Below are 16,918 nucleotides of genomic sequence, written 5' to 3'. Positions count from 1 at the left end.
GCGCCAGAACATCTGGTTATGCGCGTAAAACCTTGGCCGCACCCCTATTGTGCTGGCTGAAAAGACAGGAAGAACACGCACGGGCCACATACAGCCCTGCGACAGGAGAGACGATCGCATGAAGTTCCGCACAGGTCTGATGTTCGGCGCCACTGCCTTAACCGGCCTTGCCCTGGCTTTTCATCCGGGCCATTTTTCTGGCTCCGCCCTTGTTGCAGCCCCTGCGCAGGCTGCCACGGCGCCAGATGCCACGCCCACCACAAACCACGCTGAAACATACCGACTGCTAACGCTGTTTGGCACGGTTATGGACATGATCCGCCAACAGTATGTGGAACCTGTTTCAGACCGTGATCTGATTACCAATGCGCTAAACGGTATGCTGAGCGGGCTAGACCCGCACAGCTCCTACATGACGCAAAAACAGTATGATGACATGATGGTACAGATGAAGGGCGAATTTGGCGGCCTTGGTCTGGAACTTCAGCAGCAGGATGGGCATATCCGCGTTGTTTCCCCTATTGATGGCACGCCGGGCTTTAGGGCTGGTATCAAGCCGGGTGATTACATTATTGCCGTAGATGGCCACCCGATTGACGGCACCCCGCTAGATGAAGCCGTGAAGAAAATGCGCGGCAAGGCCAACACTAAAATTACCCTGACACTGGTGCGCGAAAAAACACCTAAACCCATTGTGGTAACGCTAACGCGTGAAGTGATTCACATCGATGTTGTGAAATCTGCACTGTATGATCGGGTAGGTTACATCCGCGTAGCACAGTTTAACGAAACCACGGAAAAAGAGCTGCTGAAAGCTTATAACAGCCTCAAGCAGCAGGCTGGCGGTAAGCTGGCCGGGCTGGTGCTGGATCTGCGGAACGATCCGGGTGGCCTGCTGGATCAGGCTGTGGATGTTTCTTCCAACTTCATCCGTTCGGGTGAGATTGTTTCCACCCGCTCGCGCAACCCCAAAGACAGCCAGCGTTGGGATGCGCACGGCACCGACATTACAGATGGCCTACCTCTGGTCGTGCTGATTAACGGTGGCTCCGCCTCGGCTTCCGAAATTGTTTCTGGCGCATTGCAGGATCATCACCGTGCAGTGCTGATTGGCACGCGCTCCTTTGGTAAGGGCTCTGTGCAGTCTATTATCCCCATTCCGGGTAATGGTGCCGTACGCCTAACCACTGCGCGTTACTATACGCCTTCTGGCCGTTCTATTCAGGCACTGGGCATCACACCGGATATTGTGGTGAAGGAAACGCGGGAAGATCCGGCCTTCAGCCTGCGCGAAGCTGATCTGGAGCATATTCTGAAAAATCAGGGCGGCAACCAGACCAAGGCACAGCCGCGCACGGATCTGCCAGCCATTGCCAAGGATATTCCAAACGAACCACCGGCAAACTGGCCGGAGTTTGAATACGATAAGCCTGCAACAGACTTCCAGCTTCAGGAAGGCCTGCGTATTGTGCGCTTTATGGCTGGCCTGCCTTCTCCAGATCCGGCTGCATCTCTGCCGCCTGCCAAGCAACCCGCTAAAACGGATAGTGCAACGCACCACTAAGGGCGCGAAAGGGAAAGGCCATGCACACTCCATCGCTCTGGCAGCAACTGCCCTCTAACGGGCGCACCTTTATTCGCTTTTGGGGCGGGTGCGCTACAGCCGCCGTGGCGCTGGCCATAGGGTTGGAGGTTATGGGGCCGCCCGGCCTTTCCATTGAGGGGCAGGATATTGATGTTTCGGCAGATTCCGCTGCCAAACAATCCTCCCCCATCCAGCGTACCACCATTCCCGGCCCGCAAGCTGATCTACTAGAAAGCAAGAATGGCCCGGGGGGCTTTCCGCTTCCCAAAGTGGGTGCACATGATCGCACACCTAAAAAGGTTTATGCCGCACCTGCTGTGGATGTGCCGCCCGGCACCCCCATGGTGGCTTTGCTGATTGATGGCATAGATCAGACAGATGATCTGACAACAGAAGCCATAAACTCCCTGCCCGGTCCGGTTTCTCTGGGTATTTCACCCTATGCCGCCAACCCTGAAGAACTGATGAACGCAGCACGCCAACATCGGCATGAAACGCTGCTTTCTCTCCCCATTCAGGATAACGCCAGCAAGAATACAGATGCCGGGCCCAAAGCGCTTGGGCTGCTACTTTCCCCCCAACAAAACATGGATAATCTGAACTGGGCGCTTTCTCATCTGGCGGGATATGTGGGGGTTACCAATGCCTTTGCAGGGCAAAATGGCGGTAGCTTCCCGCAATCTGAAAGCTTTAAATCTTTGGTAAAAGCCATAGATCAGCGCGGCCTGCTTTATCTGGATGCTACACCGGGCACACAAACCGAAGGCGCCAGTAGCGCTGCTACCGCTGATGTTGTGGTGAACACGGATACCGATATTGTAAATATTGATATCCAGTTGCTGAAGCTTCAGCAAATGGCACGGCAGAATGGGCGCGCTATTGGCATTCTGGGGCCATTACGGCCAGTGGCCATGGCCTGCCTGCGCGCATGGTTACCACACCTGAAAGATATGGGCATTGCCTTGGTCCCAGTTAGCCAGATTGTTCTACCGCCGGATATGTCCGCCTATGGCCCTGCCGCCGCAGATGGCAGCATGCATGTCAACCTCTCCAACCCACGGGTGCAGCAGCAAGGCCAACCGCAACAATGAGAGATGCAAGCGCCACGCCCCTTCCGTATCGCCCTAATGTTGGGGCCATGATTTTTCATGCTGATGGGCGCGTTTTTATTGCTCGGCGTACGGATATGCCCGGCGCTGGCGGCCCCTTGAATGAAGGCACATGGCAATGCCCTCAAGGTGGTATTGATACCGGAGAAGCACCAGAAAAAGCTGTGCTGCGCGAAGTGGCAGAAGAAATTGGCACAGACAAAGTGCGTATTTTGGCCGAACATCCTGAATGGATTACGTATGATCTGCCCCAGCACCTTATAGGGCGCGCATTGGGTGGCAAGTATCGGGGGCAGACCCAAAAATGGTTTGCTCTGGCTTTTGAAGGCACAGATGCCGATATCCGGCTAGATGCCCAAACCCCTGCGGAATTTGACGCATGGCAATGGATAGATCTTGCCACCCTACCCCAGCAGAATGTGGGGTTTAAAAAACCAATTTATGAACGCTTGGTGCAGGATTTCGCACAGTTTACAAAACCGCGCTCATAAAAAATAACGCGCAATACAAAAAAGCTCCCTGACCGCCTATAGTCAGGGAGCTTTTTTGTATTGGCTTTTTTCTGCGCTTTTTAGTGTGCGCCAGTCGTCTTGCCACTGCCTGTAATGGCAGAAAACAGGAAGCAGAACGGCACACAAAGAAACGAACCTATACCCAAGATCATGAACACTTCATTATAAGACAACATAGCCACCTGCCGGGTGAATTCCTGAAACAGGGTGTGCTGTGCAATGGCCTGTGCCGCGCCGGGGGCGTATCCGTGGGCTGTGGCAACACCCTTGGCCTGCGCCAGATAATCATTATACGGCTGATGGTAGGGCGTCATCCACTGCACCATGTAGGACTGATGCGCCTGCCGCCGCTCTGTAAGCAGTGCCGTGGCACCAGAAATAGCCAAAGACCCCAACACGTTACGCGCCATACTGAATAATGCCGAAGCATCTGCATTCAGTTTTTCCGGAATGGTGGAATACGCAATAGTGGAAAGCGGCACAAACAGAAAAGCCAAACAGGCCGTCTGGCTCATGCGGAACAGCATGAGATGATGGAAGTCCAGCAATGGCAGCAAATGGGCTGACCAAAACAGAGCAATGCCCATAAGCCCAAAACCAAGCGCAATCACATTCCGCACAGGCATGAGCGTCATAAGCTTACCCACTATGGGGATCAGGAAGATAACGGCAATCCCCCCCGGAGAAAGCAGCAAACCGGAAATAGTGGCCGTGTACCCCATAACCTGCTGGGCAAACTGCGGAACAATAATAGCGGATGCATAAAGCAGCGCCCCCATTGCCCCCATAAGTGCTGTGCCCACCGCAAAATTACGATCCTTGAACACGCGCAAATCCACTGCCGGGTTTTTGGCGTGCAACAGCCACAAAACAGCGCCACCAATGCCCAAAAACGCCAGCACACCCATAATGCGGATGAAGGTGGAGCCAAACCAGTCTGCATCTTCACCACGGTCTACCATCACTTCAAGGCTGGCAAACCCAATGGTAATCAGGCTGATACCAATAGCATCCACTGGGGCTTTTTGTTTGCGCGCCCATGGTGGATCTTCCACCAACGCCATAACGCCAACGGTTGTTAAAAACCCGAATGGCACGTTGATGAAGAAAATCCAGCGCCAAGAGAAGTTATCGGTAATCCACCCACCCAGCGTTGGGCCAATAACCGGCCCCACAACGGCTGCAATGGCGGTAAGGCCAAACGCTGCGGCACGTTTTTCGGGCGGAAAACTATCCAAAATAATGGACTGCTGATTAGGCTGGAGCCCTCCGCCAAAAAAGCCCTGTAACAGACGAAAAACAACCAGCTCTGCAAGGCTGGTGGCCGTACCGCACAAAAACGACGATACGGTGAACATAACAATGCAGATAAGAAAGTAGTTTTTACGGCCAAAAACCTTACCCAGCCAACCGGAAATTGTCAGCACAATCCCGTTGGCCACCAGATAGGCGGTCAATGTCCATGTAGCGTCATCATACGTGCTGGACAGGCTCCCTGCGATATGTGGCAGGGAGACGTTCACAATGGTTGTATCCAGAATTTCCATGAACGCCGCCATGGTCACAACAAAGGCGACTGTCCACGGATTATGCTTCGGCTTCCACCCGCCGGGGGCTACTTCGGCCTGTGTGCTCATTGCGCAACCGGGGTTGCTGGTTCTGCCCCATCACGCGGCGGCGCATCAGAGTGCCCTTCTGTATCAACATGCACGGTGGGCACCACGGACATACCAAGTGCCAACGGCTGGTTGGGGTCCAGCCCATCATCAATCAGGATTTTAACTGGCACGCGCTGCACAATTTTTACGTAGTTGCCAGTTGCGTTTTCTGGCGGAAAGGCACTGAACTGCGCGCCTGTGCCTTTTTGCAGTGAATCAATATGCCCATGCACCTTAAGGGATGGATAGGCATCTACCTTGATATCCACCTTCTGGCCGGGCTTCATACGGGTAATCTGGGTTTCCTTGTAGTTGGCCACTACCCATACTTCCGGCTCCACAATGGACAGTATATTCTGCCCCTGCTGCACATAGTTGCCCTGTTCCAGATTACGTTGGGAAATCCAGCCATCATGCGGGGCACGAATTTCTGTCCATTCCAGATTCAGGTTTGCCGTTTCCAGCCGGGCCTGTGCGGTTTTAACTGCGGCCTCTTCCTGATTGATCTGGATAGCGGTGTTCTGAATATTGGGTTGCACAGGCATGGCCATCTGCACGGCACCCTGTGCGGCTATCACACGAGCCTTGGCAGCATCCAACGCAGCACGGGCTGAATCTATATCCTGCTGCGAAGTTGCTGCACGTTCCACCACATGCTGGCGGCGGAAATCTGTTTGTGCCTTAAATTCCTGAGCCTTGGCGGCTTCTAGCTGGCCTTTTGCCTGCAACAGCTTACCGGGAAACTCCAGCATAGCCACCATGTGCATCATGTCACTGGCGTTCTTAGATGCCTGCGCGCTTTCAACCTGTGCAGCAGCCTGATCTCGCGCGGCTTTCCAGTCTCGCGGGTCTATACGCGCCAGAAGCTGCCCTTTGCGTACAAACTGGTTATCGTTCACCAGCAGTTCTGTCACATACCCGCTAACATGCGGCGCAATGGTAATGGCGCGCCCGGCGGTAAAAGCATCATCGGTTTCAACTTCATTGCGAGTCATAAACCAGTAAACACCGGCCCCCACAGCCAGCACGGCAATAACACCAGTGAGAATAATCTTGCGGCGAGGATTCTCTTTTTTCTTTTCTTCTGGCTTGGCTGGTGCGCCGGTATTTGCGGAAGACTGGTCGTTGTGGTCGTCTGTCATACTGTTCCCTGCCATCTCAAACGCACGGCGCATACCCTGCTTTTTCGGTCAATTCATCTCTGACCGAACTGGTCGGTCAGTTTTGTGGCATGTTCACAAGCAGGCATTCAAGTCGCACATGGCATTCAGCACACATGCAACCTGGGTTTTTAATGTTTTGCTGTAAAAAAGACGCAGTTTGCCACGTCCAATCTGCTGCGCTGGCCTTAACGTTCCAACCCCTGTGTTCTAACCAGCCGCGCATATAGACCGTTTTGCGCCATGAGTTCATCATGGTTTCCGCATTCCACAGCATGGCCTTCCTGCATGACCACCACCAGATCTGCCGACCGTACGGTGGAAAGACGATGCGCCACCACAAGCGTTGTACGCCCTTTACGCAGGGTCACCAAAGCGTCCTGCACTGCGGCTTCGTTCTCACTATCCAGCGCGCTTGTCGCTTCGTCCAGCAACAGAAGGCGTGGGTTGCGCAGTAGAGCGCGCGCCAAGGCCACACGCTGCCTCTGGCCGCCAGAAAGACGCTGCCCACCCGGCCCCACTATGGTTTCATACCCTGCGGGCAAGGCCAGAATAAACTTTTCGGCTGCGGCTGCCTTGGCCGCTGCCTGAACCTCTTCTTCCGTGGCGGTGGGGCGGCCTATCAGAATGTTGTCGCGCACAGAAAGGTCAAACAGCAGCGGATCTTGGCTGACATAAGCGATGGCATCTCGCAAGCTGGCCAGTGTGAGATCCCGCAGATCTTGCCCATCCAGTAAAATACAGCCCGATGTGACATCATGCAGCCGCGGCACGAGGGAAAGCGCTGTGGACTTACCTGCACCAGATGGCCCCACCAGCGCTACGGTAAAGCCCGGCTTGGCCTCAAAATTAAGGCCGGAAAGACCAACGCGACCATCTGGGTAAACAAAGCCGACATCTTTAAAAACCAGATCACCCTGCCCGGCACCAAGAAGCACAGCATTGGGGCTATCTGCCACGGCGGGTTTTTCATCAATAATTTCAAAAATACGTACAAGTCCGGCCAACCCTTCCTGCAAAGCGGCGTTCAAGGCCCCTAATGCACGTAAGGGGCGTGCTGCCAGCAACAAAGCCGCCACAAAGCCGGAAAAATCCCCCAATGTGGCCCCGCCCATAGCGGCCCGCCACCCTGCAAAACCTAATACCGCAGCCACGGCAGAACCACCTAGCGCTTCTAACAAGGGGTCAACACGTGCACGACCGCGCGTAATACGCAGCATGGCCTGATGCAGATGATCGAAGGAAATGGCCGCGCGTTCTTCCTCGCGCTGTTCAAGCCGATACACGCGCACAGTACGAGCCTGACTAAAGCTTTCTGTTAGAAAAGCAGCGGTTTCCCCAATCCGTTCCTGCATACCGCCAGAAGCGCGCCGCACGCGTTTGCCCAGCTTTTGAATAGGCACTGCGGCAATGGGGTAAAGCAGACCGGCTATCAGGCTGAGTTCCCAATCCATGTAAAACATGGAGGCAATCAGCCCCACCACAGTCACAACATCCCCCAGCGAGTTTACTGCGCGGATCATGGCTTCACGGATAGAAACGGCATCCGTGGTAAAACGTGCTGCCAGTTTGGCCGGAGCTTCACGCTCTACATCGGTAATATCCGCCTGCATCAGATGCGCAAACATCTCGCTTTGCAGACCACGAATAACCTTAAGCACCAACCCCTGAGACGCCAGCGTTTGCGCGTATTGAGAAATGGATTTGGCAACCGTAATCAGCACCACCAACAGCGGCACCTGATACAGAATGCGGGAATCATGGCTGGAAAACATATCCAGCGCACGCTGAATAACCAGCGGGTACAATGCAGTAAGCCCGGCTGTTAATACCGTAAGCAGCACAACAGCCGTAAGGTTACCGGGAAAATGGCGCACCTGCTGCCGCCATAACCGCCTCAGAAGCACGCGGGTATCATCCGGCAATAAATCGCGGGAAGAACGGGACGAACGGGTAGAGGAAGCAGATGCTTGTGACGTCATGCGTCTTCTCTAACAGCCTCCCCCCCTTTCGCGTAAGAGGCTGACGCATGGTTTTATTATGGCAACGCTTTCGCCAGCTCTAACGCATAGGCCAGACAAGCCTGTTTATCTGCGCTGCAACCGCCTTGTTGCCACCAGTTGCGCACATCTTTCAGCACCTGCCCAACGTGCGGCCCCGGCTGGCAGCCTGCCTCTAGCAAATCTCGCCCTGCTATCGGAAACACAGGGATTTCAAGCTGCGCTAAACGTTGCCGCAGTTCTTCGCCCAAGACATCAGCATACCGTGCCTGATGCAGCCAACTGCGTGCAGCCAGAACATCTGGCGGAGTATCTGCCAATAAATGGCGTAATTGCGCATCGGACATCTCGGGCAAAGGCACCGGTTCAGCCTGCATGACTTTGAGACGTGCGGCTTCAACGCGAGAAAATTTGAGGCGGCGTGCCATATCTGCGCTTTTATTCGGCACCAAAGCAGCAAGCCGCAGCAGTGCATCTGCTGGCGGGTTAAACGCCATCAACTGTGCAAACAAAGGCACATTTGCACCTTCTGGCAACAGAACAGGCAGAATACCGGCCTGCTGCATCAAATACACAACATCCTGCGCCTTCGGCCCAGCCAGAATACGTTTAAGTTCAGACCATACCCGCTCAACAGACAGGCCGTTCAGCAACGCCGCCTGCGCAGTAATGGCCTGCATGGCCTGTGCATCTGCCCGCCCCTGCCCATAGCGCCCCCAAAAGCGAAAAAACCGCAGAATACGCAGCGCATCTTCCTGTATCCGCAGCGTGGCATCGCCTACAAAACGCACAGTTCCTTCTGCCAGATCTTGCTGGCCGCCAAAATAATCATGCACAGCACCTGTGCTGTCACAGGACATGGCGTTGATTGTAAAATCTCGGCGCGCGGCATCTTCCTGCCAGTTGTCTGTCCAGCACACCACGGCGTGCCGTCCATCTGTTTCCACATCGCGCCGTAGGGTGGTGATTTCATAGGGCTCGGAATCGATAACCGCTGTCACCGTGCCATGCGCCAACCCAGTAGGCACAACTGTAATGCCCTGCGCCTTCAGGCCTTGCATAACCTCTTCGGGCGGTTGCGGCACTGCCAGATCAACATCTGCAATGGCGCGCCCCACCATCAAATCACGCACCACACCGCCAACAAGCCGTGCTTCAGGCAGCACGGTCCATATCTGCTCCAGCGCATGCAAACGCGCAGGAGCCAGCCGGTGCAATAAAGTGCGGGTCATGCGTCGCAATCTGTGCCGGATGATTGCCTGGCAAGCGGAAAAAAGCACCCGCAGCTCCACACGCCCATGCAGGGAATACCTTGGCACATGCCTGGTTCTGCCAAAGCCGCCAGCTCGTACCACACTGGGCGAGACAGACGCGCTTCTAACGGAAAGCGCCTATCATCCCCCTCTCGCAAGCGGATATAGGGTGGGCAACTCTCCGGGCACGCTTCTGGCGGCATGTTCCAATCTGTCCGAATCGGGTGCTCTGGCCCAGCCACCACCACTTCATCCATATTGGTGCGAAAACACAGACGCTGCATTCTGCCGCAGCCTGTCCAATCCAGCTCTACCGCCAGAAAAGGCACGTCTTCCACTTCAATATACCCGGTCTCAAAAGGAGAGCGTAGCAGGTATGCCCCTTTTTCATCCCGTGTGAGCATGGAGCCAAACATGCACAGCATGGCCTTACGTTTTATGGGCGTGCCCCTATAAAGCCACACGCCATCGCGCCGCACCAGAAAAGGCAGGTATCCCAAGTCATGCCTTTTTCTTTCCGGGCTTTCCTGATGCCCCGAACAGGCAAGACTATCGCCACTCACTGCGTGTTCGCCTTTCACTGGCCTATCATCCTGTAATACGTGTCCATACCGTCATCCTGATGATATAGGGATGATACCCCGCTTGATGTAAGCCCCGTATGTGCTTCACACTGGAACCATGACCGCATCAGACGCATCGCAGCCCGCGCAACAGCCCTCCTCTCCTCCCGAAGTGCGGGAGGCAGACCGTATCTGCGAACGGCTGCAAGCCGTGCAGCAGGAAACCTCTCGCATTGTTTTTGGCCAAAAACAGGTTATCCGCCAAACGCTTGCCACCATTCTTGCTGGTGGCCACGCGCTTTTGGTGGGGGCGCCCGGTTTAGGCAAAACATTGCTGGTCACAACTTTGGGAACAGTGCTGGGGCTTGATTCGCGCCGCGTGCAGTTTACGCCAGACCTTATGCCCTCCGATATTACGGGCAGTGAAATTCTGGATGAAGATGCCTCTGGCCACCGCAGCTTCCGCTTTGTGCCCGGCCCGGTATTCTGCCAGTTGCTGATGGCAGATGAAATCAACCGCGCCAGCCCCCGTACACAGTCCGCTCTGCTGCAAGCCATGCAGGAACACCGCGTAAGCGTAGCCGGAACAGAATACCCTTTGCCACGCCCTTTTCATGTTCTGGCCACCCAGAACCCTATGGAGCAGGAAGGCACTTACCCGCTGCCAGAAGCGCAGCTTGACCGCTTTATGCTGCAAATTCCACTCTCCTTCCCTGATGAAGCAGCGGAACGGCAGATGCTGCTGGCCACCACCGGCGCACAAACAGAACAGCCCCAAACCCTTATGGATGCCGCAAGCCTGCTGGAAGCACAGGCACTGGTGCGCCGTATTCCGGTAGGTGAAAAAGTGCTGGATGCCATTCTCAACCTGGTGCGCAACGCCCGGCCAGAAACCACGCAGGATGCCACCTTGCGTAAACAAATTGCTTGGGGCCCCGGCCCGCGGGCCGCACAAACGCTTATGCTGGCCACCCGCGCATGCGCCTTGCTGGATGGCAGACTTTCCCCCAGCCTGGATGATGTTGCGGCATTGGCCCAGCCTGTTCTGGCCCACCGTATGGCGCTTACTTTTGCCGCCCGTGCTGAAGGTGTGCAAATTCAGGATGTAATCTCTCGCCTTCTGCAACAACTGGGTTAAAGCCATTGCGCGGCCCCTCCTTTCTTACCGCCGCATTCCGCCGCAATAAGGCTGGCACCACACAGGCTCCGCATTTTGCCGCGCTGGCAGATAGTTCTGCTGCCATCGGGCAACCTGCCACGCTTACTCAACAAGCACAGGCCTTGGCGGCACGCATGTCCGATTTAATTGTGCAGGCCAATCGCACCGCCGCCACACTGGCGGCCGGGCAGCACCCACAACATCGCGCGGGGTGGGGAGATACCTTCTGGCAATATCGCCCAGCCCAGCCGGGAGAGCCCGCTGCGCATATAGACTGGCGACAGTCCGCCCGCAGCACCCATGCTTATGTGCGCGAAACAGAAGCCGAAAGCGCGCAAACCATTCTGTTGTGGTGTGATCTTTCTGGCTCCATGAACTGGCATTCCCGCACCAACATGCCCACCAAACTGGAAAGCGCCATTCTGCTCACGCTGGCAGTGGCCGCCGCTCTTGCTCGTGGGGGAGAGCGCATTCGGCTGCTTTCTTCATCCGGTATGGTGCATCTACCCTCTGGAGGCAGCCTTCTGGAGCGTCTGGCATTGGCTTTGGTGTTTCAGGCTTCCTCGCCGCAAAAAAATACGCTGCCTGCCGCTGTCGCGCTGCCGCGCCATGCACATTTACTGCTGACCAGTGATCTGCTGTGTGAAACAGAGGCCCTGCGCGGCCTGCTTCATCAATGTGCAGCGCGGGGCGTGCGTGCGCATATTCTCCATATCGCAGATCCGGCAGAGCTTTCCCTGCCCTATGAAGGGCGCATTGAGTTTACGGGGCTGGAGCAGGAACCGCCCATTGAGCTGCCCCATGTGCAAACATTGCGTGCAGATTACACCCATCTGGCATCTGCACGTAGCAGCCAGATTGAGCAAATGGCTACAAGCCTTGGGCATGATTATATTTGCCATGTTACCGATACTCCAGCCACGCCCACCTTGCTGGCCCTGCATAATTTGATGGGCCGCCGGGTATGATTTTTCTGGCTCCCCTTGCCCTGCTGGGCCTGCTTACGCTGCCGTTGGTGTGGTGGCTTGTGCGTGCAATACCCCCGCGCCCACGCCAACAGGTGTTTCCGCCTGTAAAACTGTTGGCCAGCCTGAAACCACGCCAGACCGAGGCTGCACGCTCTCCGCTGTGGTTGCTGCTCCTGCGTCTGCTCGCTGTTGCTTTGTTGGTTCTTGGCCTGGCCCGGCCAGTGCTACCGGGACACAATGCCGCCCAGCAAGGATCTGGCCCGGTGTTGCTTATTATAGATAACGGCATGTTCAGCGCCGCAGACTGGAACGAACGTTTGGCCGCTGCCCAGAATTTTCTAGATGATGCCGAACGCGCCAAACGCCCCGTGCTGTTGCTTACCACCGCGCCGGAAGCCGAAACATCTGTGGCAGAAAGCCTCGCCCCCTTGCCAGTTGCTCAAGTGCGGCAACACCTGAACGCGTTGCGCCCAGAACCTTGGCAAGTAGATCGCTTAGCTGCCGCCCACACACTAGAACATCTAGCGGCACAAACATTTGGCAGTATTCTGTATCTGGCGGATGGTGTTGCCACCTCCGGCGATGGCGCGTTTACGCACACCCTGCAACGTTTGGGGCGCGTGCGGGAAGTGCGCTTTCCGCATCAAAACGCTGTGGCTCTGGCTCCGGTGGTCGATAAAGGCAATAACGTCATGGCACGGCTGGTGGCGATGCCTGCTGCGGCTCCACGTAGTTTTAATGTTATTGCGCATACGCAAGATGGGGGCACGCTGGCCGTTGTGCCCGTAACCCTGCCCGCACAATCTGGCCACGCCAATATTGCTGTGAACTTGCCTGCCGCCGTGCGCAACCGCATAGATACGCTTACGCTTGCAGGCACAGCTAGCGCTGCCACCACAGTGCTAATGGATGAAAGCAGCCGCCTGCATCCGGTAGGGCTTCTGGCTTCCGGCGGGGCGGATACACCTTTAGTGGGGTCTTTGTTCTATTTGCGCCGCGCTCTTGCCCCTTCTGCCGAATTGCATGAAGGCACGCCATTGGCGCTTTTAAGCCGCCCGCTTTCTGTTTTAATTGCGCCTGATGGCACATTGGCAGACCCGGAAACACGAGAAAAAGTGCGTGAATGGGTTAAAAATGGCGGCACACTCATCCGCTTTGCAGGACCAGCCCTTGCCGGTGCCCAGCATGATGATGCGACTGAAACCACCGAGAACGACAATACCCAGCAGACCATGCCAGATCTGCTTCCCGTCGCTTTGCTGGATGGTGCACGCCAACTCGGCGGCTCCATGACATGGGGCACCCCGCAAAAACTTGCCAAGTTTGATGCCACCTCCCCATTCGCTGGTTTAGTGCCTCCTCATGATGTCACAGTCTCTCGGCAGGTTCTGGCACGCCCCTCCGCCACACTTACTGAGCATACATGGGCACGGCTGGCAGATGGCACGCCGCTGGTTACACATGCCGCGCTGGGCAAAGGTGAAATTGTGCTGTTCCATGTCAGCAGCACAACAGATTGGTCTAACCTGCCGCTTTCCGGGTTGTTTGTCTCCATGCTGCAAAGGCTGACAGACCACGCAAACGGCGTAAGTGTGCCAGCGGATGATGCCATATTGCAACCAGCCCTTACGCTGGATGGTGCAGGTATTGCTGGCCCTCCGCCACCTTATGCGCGCGGCCTAAAAGCTTCTGCCTTTGCCAGCACGGATGTTTCCCCCGCGCACCCTCCGGGCCTGTATGGCCCCGGTTCTGGCCGCCGCGCCTTAAATGCAGCGGACCACGTTGCCACGCTGCACCCTGAAAGCGCCGTGGGTCTTATTACAGATCCGGCAGGACAACAGCCGGATGTGCCACTGGGGCGCTTCTGCCTTCTGGCAGCCATTGTTCTGCTGTTGCTTGATGGCGCTGTGGTTATGCTGATGCGCAAAGGGCTTTTGGTTACCAACCGCGCTCATACGGCTGCATTGGTTATAGGCGGGCTGCTGTTCGGCATGGCCGCTCCGGCCCATGCAGCAGATACACAACCGCCGGTTCCTGCACAACAAACTTTACCCTCCGTGCCCGGAGCAGCACTTGAAACACGTCTGGCCTACGTGTTGACCGGGCATGAAGATGTAGATGAAGCCTCCCGCCAAGGGCTTCAGGGTTTGGCGGATTTTACGAATGCCCGCACATCTGCCGTGCTGGGCCACCCTGATGGCGTGCACCCCGAAACGGATGATCTGGCCTACTATCCATTGCTATACTGGCCGATTACGCCAGATGCCCATACCTCTCCCGCCATGATAGCCGCACTCAACCGTTTTATGGCGCATGGTGGCATTTTGCTCATTGATACCCAAGGACAGGACACGCCAGACGGCACCACAGATGATGCCAGCTTTGCCGGAGATGCTCCGGGCACGCGCGCCGCCCTGCGCCGCGCTACAACAGGGCTAACAGTGCCGCCCCTCGTAACCATGAATGACCACCACCTACTGGCGCATACTTTTTACCTGCTGCATGACTTTCCGGGCCGTTACGCTGGCCAGCCCATCTGGGTGGCGCGAGAAGGCGATGCCGGAAATGATGAAGTCAGCCCCATTATTATCGGCTCGGCAGACTGGGCACACGCTTGGGCGGTTGATCCATCTGGCAATACGCCCTTTGCGGTTATTCCTGGTGGCGCAGAGCAGCGGTTACTGGCTTATCGCTTTGGGCTAAATATTGTCATTTACGCGCTTACCGGCAGTTATAAGGCAGACCAAGTGCACGTGCCCATGCTGCTGAAACGGCTGGAAGACCGGCCATGATAAACAATTTAATGCAATCCATTGGTTTTGCGCCACTTCTGCCTTTATGGCTGCTGGCTCTGCTGGGCATTGGGGGCCTGATACTTTGTGCGTGGAGCCTGTATAACGGCGCACGCGGGGCCTTGCTGCGCCTGGCTGCTCTTGCCTCGCTTCTGTTCTGGCTGGCGGGCCCGCAGCATCTGCGTGAAAGCTGGCATAGCCTGCCCCAAACCGCCCTTATGCTGGTAGATCAATCTCCTTCCATGTCTATCGGACAACGGGCAGCTATTGCCCGGCAGGCGGCAGATGCATTGGCCCATATGCAGGTGGAGGGGCTGAATATTCGTACCGTTACAGTACGGCAGAACGGGCATGACGGCACCCGCCTGTTTGAAGCCCTGGATCAGGCCGCAGCAGATATTCCGCCCGATCAGCTTGCTGGCGCCATGATGGTTACAGATGGTCAGGTTGCTGATATTCCGGCCAGCCTGCCAGATCGCCTGCGCCCGCACACTACTGCGGGAGAACAAACTCCCCTACCCCTGCATGTGTTGCTGACCGCCAAAGGTGAGGAAACAGACCGCAAGCTCCAGATACTAGAAGCACCGCCCTACGCCATTGCCGGACAACCCGCACATTTACGCGTATTGGCCGAAGATTCCGGCCCCGGCACGCATACTGGCACACCAGCGGAACTTACCTTACGCGTGAATGGGGAAGAGCCTGTGGTCATCCCTGTTGTTACAGGCATGCCGCAAGATATCAGCATCCCTGTTACACGGCCGGGGCAGATGCTTATCAGCCTTTCGGTTTCCCCTCTGTCGGGGGAAATCTCACAACTGAATAATCAAAACATCACCCATATTATGGGTATTCGGGACAGGCTGCGGGTTTTGCTGATTTCCGGCACCCCCAACCAAGGGGAGCGTGTCTGGCGCCGGTTGCTGAAAGCAGACCCGGCAGTGGATCTGATCCACTTCACCATTCTGCGTCCACCAGAAAAAGATGATGGCACGCCGCTATCTGATCTGGCGCTCATTGCTTTTCCCGTAAAGGAACTGTTTCAGGACAAGATCAACCAGTTTGACCTGATCATTCTGGATGGTTTTGAAAACCGCAGCATTCTGCCCCACAGCTACCTGGAAAACATTGCCAACTTTGTGCGCCGTGGTGGTGGATTGTTGCTAACCGCTGGGCCGGAATTTGTAGGCCCCGGATCATTACAGGAAACCCCTGTAGGTGATGTGCTGCCCGCGCATGTGCCGCCAGAAACAGGCATGGTTGAGCGCCAGTTCCGCCCTCGGTTAACTGCGCAAGGCCGCCAACACCCTGTTACAGCAGCTCTTTCTGGTGCGCCCGATGCCAACGTGCCAGATAGCACCACAACCGTTGCAGGCGCATGGGGGCCTTGGTACCGCGCCCTCAAACCAGACAGCACACATGGTGAAGTGCTGATGAGCGGACCAGATGCCGCCCCTCTGCTGGTTCTAGACCGGGTGGATCAGGGCCGTGTGGCCCTCCTGCTTTCTGACCAGATCTGGCTTTGGTCTCGCGGTGAAGGTGGTGGCGGACCGCAGGCGGAATTGCTGCGCCGGATTTCCCATTGGCTGATGAAAGAGCCAGAGCTGGAAGAAGAACAACTGGCTGCCAGCATTACAGACAACGTGTTAACCGTAACGCGCCACAGTATCAGCACCGAAGCCACTCTGCCCGGTGTCACCATCACGGCGCCTTCGGGCACGCAAACATCCCTGCACCTGCATGCTGCCCCACAGGATGGCAGCCAGACAGCAACCATGCCCGCCAATGAAGCAGGAATCTGGCAGGTAACAGATGGCACCCACACCGCCTATGCAGCCCCAGTGCAAAGCGATATCCGTGAAATGACGGATTTACGGGCCACAGCCACCAAGCTGGCACCTATTGTGCAGCAGTCTGGCGGTGGTGTGTTCTGGCTGGGTACGCCCGGGCATTTGGCCATACCCACCATTCGGATGGCAGAATCCTCCACCCTGCACGGCGCAAATTGGCTGGCCTTCCCGCAACGTGGCGCGCATATTGTAACGGGCAAAAGCGCAGAACCCTTATTGCCAACATGGAGCATGCTGCTGGTATCCCTCGCCTTCCTTTTTGCAGGATGGTGGCGTGAAGGCCGGAATTGATAACAGCAGGGAAAGAGT

The 16,918-nt window shown here is 56.2% G+C and carries 12 protein-coding genes; 7 read left to right on the top strand and 5 right to left on the bottom strand.

Features of this window, described 5'->3' with window-relative positions; all coding sequences use genetic code 11:
* Nucleotides 1-118 precede the first annotated feature (118 nt).
* Genes FKW19_RS05575 through FKW19_RS05565 form a run of 3 tightly spaced genes read left to right on the top strand, consistent with a single transcriptional unit; the run spans nt 119 to nt 3,185 of the window.
* Nucleotides 119-1,564, top strand: a complete 1,446-nt coding sequence (locus FKW19_RS05575; RefSeq protein ID WP_035351569.1) for a S41 family peptidase — start codon at nt 119-121, stop codon at nt 1,562-1,564.
* A 20-nt stretch (nt 1,565-1,584) separates the two neighbouring features.
* Nucleotides 1,585-2,676 carry a divergent polysaccharide deacetylase family protein gene (locus FKW19_RS05570; protein WP_035351571.1) on the top strand — a complete coding sequence of 364 codons (1,092 nt, stop codon included), beginning with the start codon at nt 1,585-1,587 and terminating at the stop codon, nt 2,674-2,676.
* Complete coding sequence (locus FKW19_RS05565; protein ID WP_006116013.1) at nt 2,673-3,185, top strand: RNA pyrophosphohydrolase; 513 nt, start codon at nt 2,673-2,675, stop codon at nt 3,183-3,185. Before FKW19_RS05570 ends, FKW19_RS05565 begins: the two co-directional genes overlap by 4 nt.
* Before the next feature lie 80 nt (nt 3,186-3,265).
* Here FKW19_RS05565 and FKW19_RS05560 read toward each other — a convergent pair whose 3' ends face one another.
* From FKW19_RS05560 to FKW19_RS05540, 5 genes are all read right to left on the bottom strand, one after another.
* Nucleotides 3,266-4,843 (bottom strand): DHA2 family efflux MFS transporter permease subunit, encoded by a 1,578-nt coding sequence (locus FKW19_RS05560; RefSeq protein WP_063353877.1) that lies wholly within the window; start codon nt 4,841-4,843, stop codon nt 3,266-3,268.
* A complete protein-coding gene (locus FKW19_RS05555; protein ID WP_089178850.1) occupies nt 4,840-6,039 on the bottom strand; it encodes an HlyD family secretion protein in 1,200 nt (399 codons plus the stop codon). Before FKW19_RS05555 ends, FKW19_RS05560 begins: the two co-directional genes overlap by 4 nt.
* Before the next feature lie 173 nt (nt 6,040-6,212).
* Nucleotides 6,213-8,006 (bottom strand): ABC transporter ATP-binding protein, encoded by a 1,794-nt coding sequence (locus tag FKW19_RS05550; RefSeq protein WP_006116016.1) that lies wholly within the window; start codon nt 8,004-8,006, stop codon nt 6,213-6,215.
* A gap of 56 nt (nt 8,007-8,062) precedes the next feature.
* Nucleotides 8,063-9,256: a CCA tRNA nucleotidyltransferase gene (locus tag FKW19_RS05545; RefSeq protein ID WP_089178849.1), complete on the bottom strand. Its 1,194-nt coding sequence runs from the start codon at nt 9,254-9,256 to the stop codon at nt 8,063-8,065.
* Nucleotides 9,253-9,858 (bottom strand): DUF1285 domain-containing protein, encoded by a 606-nt coding sequence (locus FKW19_RS05540; protein ID WP_035351577.1) that lies wholly within the window; start codon nt 9,856-9,858, stop codon nt 9,253-9,255. The genes FKW19_RS05545 and FKW19_RS05540 overlap by 4 nt, the downstream gene beginning before the upstream one ends.
* Before the next feature lie 82 nt (nt 9,859-9,940).
* Between FKW19_RS05540 and FKW19_RS05535 the strand changes: the two genes are divergently transcribed.
* The 4 genes from FKW19_RS05535 to FKW19_RS05520 are packed head-to-tail and all read left to right on the top strand — an operon-like array spanning nt 9,941 to nt 16,900.
* A complete protein-coding gene (locus FKW19_RS05535; RefSeq protein WP_089178848.1) occupies nt 9,941-10,978 on the top strand; it encodes a MoxR family ATPase in 1,038 nt (345 codons plus the stop codon).
* A gap of 5 nt (nt 10,979-10,983) precedes the next feature.
* Entirely contained in the window at nt 10,984-11,967 is a 984-nt protein-coding gene (locus FKW19_RS05530) for a DUF58 domain-containing protein (RefSeq protein WP_089178847.1), read from the top strand.
* Entirely contained in the window at nt 11,964-14,759 is a 2,796-nt protein-coding gene (locus FKW19_RS05525) for a DUF4159 domain-containing protein (RefSeq protein ID WP_089178846.1), read from the top strand. The genes FKW19_RS05530 and FKW19_RS05525 overlap by 4 nt, the downstream gene beginning before the upstream one ends.
* On the top strand, nt 14,756-16,900 hold the full coding sequence (locus FKW19_RS05520) for a hypothetical protein (RefSeq protein WP_089178845.1): 2,145 nt from the start codon (nt 14,756-14,758) through the stop codon (nt 16,898-16,900). The genes FKW19_RS05525 and FKW19_RS05520 overlap by 4 nt, the downstream gene beginning before the upstream one ends.
* Nucleotides 16,901-16,918: the final 18 nt, after the last annotated feature.

The sequence above is a fragment of the Acetobacter sp. DmW_125128 genome (assembly GCF_008704325.1).
Taxonomy (GTDB): domain Bacteria; phylum Pseudomonadota; class Alphaproteobacteria; order Acetobacterales; family Acetobacteraceae; genus Acetobacter; species Acetobacter oryzifermentans.
Note: the sequence above shows the minus strand (reverse complement) of the source record. Positions and strands in the feature narration are given on the sequence as shown.

Bases quoted from the DNA above. Each gene is read 5' to 3' on its own strand.
- FKW19_RS05575 (WP_035351569.1), top strand. From the start codon at position 119: ATGAAGTTCCGCACAGGTCTGATGTTCGGCGCCACTGCCTTAACCGGC.
- FKW19_RS05570 (WP_035351571.1), top strand. From the start codon at position 1,585: ATGCACACTCCATCGCTCTGGCAGCAACTGCCCTCTAACGGGCGCACC.
- FKW19_RS05565 (WP_006116013.1), top strand. From the start codon at position 2,673: ATGAGAGATGCAAGCGCCACGCCCCTTCCGTATCGCCCTAATGTTGGG.
- FKW19_RS05560 (WP_063353877.1), bottom strand. From the start codon at position 4,843: ATGAGCACACAGGCCGAAGTAGCCCCCGGCGGGTGGAAGCCGAAGCAT.
- FKW19_RS05555 (WP_089178850.1), bottom strand. From the start codon at position 6,039: ATGCGCCGTGCGTTTGAGATGGCAGGGAACAGTATGACAGACGACCAC.
- FKW19_RS05550 (WP_006116016.1), bottom strand. From the start codon at position 8,006: ATGACGTCACAAGCATCTGCTTCCTCTACCCGTTCGTCCCGTTCTTCC.
- FKW19_RS05545 (WP_089178849.1), bottom strand. From the start codon at position 9,256: ATGACCCGCACTTTATTGCACCGGCTGGCTCCTGCGCGTTTGCATGCG.
- FKW19_RS05525 (WP_089178846.1), top strand. From the start codon at position 11,964: ATGATTTTTCTGGCTCCCCTTGCCCTGCTGGGCCTGCTTACGCTGCCG.
- FKW19_RS05520 (WP_089178845.1), top strand. From the start codon at position 14,756: ATGATAAACAATTTAATGCAATCCATTGGTTTTGCGCCACTTCTGCCT.